The organism is Candidatus Woesearchaeota archaeon, from assembly GCA_020854775.1.
In the GTDB taxonomy this organism is placed as follows: domain Archaea; phylum Nanobdellota; class Nanobdellia; order Woesearchaeales; family 21-14-0-10-32-9; genus 21-14-0-10-32-9.
Genome location: JAHKLZ010000003.1, coordinates 1 through 4088 on the forward strand (window position 1 = coordinate 1; position 4088 = coordinate 4088).

The window sequence follows — 4088 nt, forward strand, 5'->3', positions numbered from 1 at the left end:
CGGATAAGCATTAGCGGCTATGTCCGGCATATCAACACATTCGATATAGGGACGCTCGCAAATTGTTGGAGGAGTCCCTAACCCAATGTTGGGTTGCCACAAATAATGGCCGTCTCCAGCTTTCAGTTTCCGAATGGCTTTCAAAGTCTGTCGATTTAACAACCAAACCGCATTGTTGGCATAAGCAGATTTGAGATCATAGAAAATATCCATCAAACCATCGGCAGTTATTTCATCAGCATCGCCAGAAGCGGTATAATCGATACTTTCGTTCGTCAGAATCCCCTGCGGTTTGCCAACGGCATTCCCTGAAACAAAGGCGGTTCCTTCAGCTACTCCAAACTGCTCAGAACATTCATTGACAATTTCTTCTTCCATATTAAAAGCCGAATCTTCAAGGTCGGCAAAGGAAATATCAACCACTGCAGACATCTCATGAACCGGCACGTTTTCCAAACCATAGGCCATTCCGGTGGTTTCGCTTCGGGTTCCGGTTTCAGCCACCCAGACGGCCGCTATGGAACCGGTCTTTTTGGGGAGCTCAACAAACCGTTGCGAGGTCTGTCGAATGGAGGCCACAGAGCGAATTGGAGAAAATTCGACAATGCCTTTGATGATTTCTCGAACGTATTCACCAGGTGCTAAATATCCACCCAAAGTATCGTCATAAGTCACTAAGGCTTTTTTCTCAGGAATAAGCTCCTCAATTCCTTTTCGGAGGTAAAGATCGAAAGCTCTCTTTTTCTCGATGTTCGGATCAACTTCCTTATTTTCTCCTTGCGCTGGACGGTTGAGTTTGGTTTCAAGCTCGTCCATTCGAGAGTTCATTTTTTCTAATTTTTCCACAGTGCTTGATAATGCCTCACCGTATTTTTTAATTTCGGCTTCACGCTGGTCGTTGGTTTGTTTAAATTCCTCGAATAACCCTTTTAATTCCACCAGGGTGTTCTTTTCGTCTGCCATGTTTTTCACCTCGTAATGTAACTTTTCATGTCATGTAAAAGTGTTTGTAGTTCATCATCAAGCGAGGTTTCCGAGTCGCTTTTGGTATCGGCTGAGTCGTCAGATTGCTTTTCCTCATCAGAGTGGTCATCAACCGAGTCTTCTTGAGGTTCAGCTTTCTCAACGAGGGCCTGAAGAGCAGCAATTACATCTTTAATTTGAGATAAATTCACCGAGGAGAGAACTCTCCCCGATTTAAAATCAGTAGGTTTGATTGATTTAAAATTAGCACTGAGAAAATCGTTGGCCCATTGGTAATAAGCGGAAACATAATTATCAAGGTTTTTCTTGATGTTATAGAGCTTTTCATCAATGGATAATTCTGAACTTCCAATCGTTTTAGGATAAAATATTTCCCAAGTTGCTTGATTTAAAGCGTCATTCAGGTTATAAAGTCTTGAATATAATTCCTGTTGACGTTGCATTTCATTAAAGTTTTCATTAAAATCCGTTGATTTTTTTGTTAATTCATCGTGCTCGCCTAACGAATCTTGAACGTCGGTTTTTTCCGTTGATTCTTCTTTCACGTCTAAAACGTTTGCCAATGGTTGGGCCGGGAAGGTGACTACTGAATACTCATAAAGTTTTATCTCTTTTAATAGCCTTTTCCCGTCCTTGTATTCTTTCTTTACCGGATCATAACCAATGCTCAACCCCTTTATGGCTCCCTGTTTTAATAAGGAATAGGCTTCTTTCCCTTTCTGAGTATCAAGGTTGAGTTGCCCTCGAACAAACAAACCGCTGGCATCTTCTTTGGCTTCTAACCCAACACCGATTGGTTCATCGGATTTATGTTGCCACAAAATAGGAACTGATCCGCCTGAATGGTCGAGAGTACGCTTAAATGCCCCTCGTTCGATAATGTCATTTTGCAAGTCTTCAATTGCGAATATTCCAGCGTAACCGGTAAAAACTCCCTGATCGTCAAGGTCATTGAGCTTTAACCGGAAAGTTTTTCTTTCCATTGCTGTGCCTCCTGGTGCAAGTGTGTGAAAACAAACAAGCCACAAATAAAACGACTTAAGGCTCTGTTATGGTAAGATTGTCTTTTAAAACATTATGAAGGCTATCTATCATCCTTATTACTTTCACTCCTCCAGAACTGCCACCCAAGTACACCGGCAATTTACGTGCTTCGGAATCACCCCTTGGGATTCTTGAATATCATATTTTCTCCCATGTTCTGAAAAACATTCTTCACAAGTTCTTTCATCCTTAGCGGCCCAAAATTGTAATTGTTTCACTCCGGCTTCCTGGTACAACTGCCGGTTACCTTCAGTAAACGCTGATATGGTTTCAGTTCTCGCAATGTTTTCCGCCCGATACCCCTTAGCATCTTCAAAGGTTTCTCTTACTCTCTTAGCCAGATCGTCAACCCCTTCTCCAAGGTCAATTCCATCTTGCAGTGTACCCTTCAGCTTCTCAAGGGTGGTATCGTTAATTCCTTTAATCTTGTTTCCAAGCTCTTCTTTAATCCAATCATTAACCCTGGGGTTGTCGATATTCCAAGCAACTTCAATTCCTAATTCATTAATGGCGGCTTCAACCCCTCCTTTGATAATTTCTAAAAGCAAGGGTTTAGAGAGTTTCCGCAACTTTTTATTCCACTGCTCGATCTCGTATATATCCTCTTTCCTGATAGCGGCTTTTCTGTTCTCAATATTCTTTAAAACTTCTTTTTCTTGCTCGTCAAAGTAAGGTTTGAGGGCTTTCTTCCATTTCTTTTCCCATGGGTCCCAATAGTGTTTCCGCTTATATTCCCAGAGTTCAGCGAGTTTTTCTTCAGAGAAGATGGTTTTTTTTTGAGAGAAAGATTTTTCGGTTTCTTCTTCAATCGGTTCTTCAGTGGGTTCTTTTTCTGGTTCTTCTTCTGTTGGCTCCTCATTTATTGGAGTTAAGGAAAAAGGAATATAAAGCCTATCCGCTTCAGGAACTTTTAGGGTTTCAAACCCTAACATCTCTCGTGCTTCGTTCCTGGTAATAATCCCTCGGTCAACCGCTCCAAACATCCGGTTATAAAGTTTATCCTGGTCTTCTTGAAGTGCCTCGATACCGTCTTTGTCATAATCGAGGTATAAGTTTTCTCCCCACAATGGAACCAGCCAGTTGTTGAAAGCGTCTTTTAAATAATCCATTAAGGGAAGAACGGTTTCTTGATAGAGAGCTTTTCTCGCTTCACCATAATTGGAATAAGTTTTTGAGGAATTGTCTCCAATAAGCTCGGGGGCTACGTTGTAAGCAATGGCCATTTCACGAGCCGAAAGCTTCGATCCTTCTAACCAACTCATATCAAGCGGCGATAATCCGGTTGGCTGAAATTTCAATCCAGCCTCGGCAACAAAAACATTGCCGGCATTATTAGAACCGCCGTAAAGCTCAATGGCCTGTTCCCGTAAGATTCTTCTGGTGTCTTCGCTCAAGGTCTGGTCGGTCGAAAGAATTCCCGAAGGTTGAGCCGAATTTTGCAACAAAGAAACATTCCATTTCCGAGCTTCATTATTTTGGTCAATGCTTCGAGCAGAGGCTTCAAGCGGGCTCATGCCGTAAAAATCGTTTAAGGGATTAAAGAACTTAATGTGGAGAATTAATTCGGGTTCAAGTAGTGTCGTGTTTCCGTTGACTGTATATTCGTATCGCAAAATGGGCTTATTCTGATCACCAGGAACAATTTTCATCCGGTCAGGCCGCAATACGTAAAGCTCTAATTTTTCGCTTGGTCGAGTAAGGGTTCGTTCAATATACGTATTCCCCGACAACAATAAATAGCTCACCATTGCTTCAAACCAGGAACCAAACCCTTCAAAGGGATTTGGCCGATTCCACACTTTCAGAAGAGGATGGTTAAGGTTTAATTCCTCTAATTTGTCTTTCTTTTGTTCGTATAATAACCAAGGAATACCGGCACAGGCTTGAGCGATTAGGCGAACGCAGGAATAGACATAAACATTATTTCCATAACCTTCTTTGGCAAAATTTTCATAATCTTTGGGCGTCCACACCGCCTGACCGGAATAAAATCGGACAACAGAGTTATAGGTTCGGGATTGCTTGTGGTGGAACAGTTGTTTCAGCCATTCAAACATTTA

General features: G+C 41.9%; 3 protein-coding genes. All 3 read right to left on the reverse strand.

The window, feature by feature from the left end; all coding sequences use genetic code 11:
- A partial coding sequence (locus tag KO361_00375; GenBank protein MCC7574033.1) for a phage major capsid protein occupies positions 1-963 on the reverse strand: 963 nt, incomplete at its 3' end.
- 5 nt (positions 964-968) lie between these two features.
- The gene (locus tag KO361_00380; GenBank protein ID MCC7574034.1) at positions 969-1967 is read right to left on the reverse strand and encodes an HK97 family phage prohead protease; all 999 of its coding nucleotides are present in this window, start codon (positions 1965-1967) and stop codon (positions 969-971) included.
- Between the two features lie 123 nt (positions 1968-2090).
- Positions 2091-4001, reverse strand: a complete 1911-nt coding sequence (locus KO361_00385) for a phage portal protein (protein ID MCC7574035.1) — start codon at positions 3999-4001, stop codon at positions 2091-2093.
- Positions 4002-4088 lie beyond the last annotated feature (87 nt).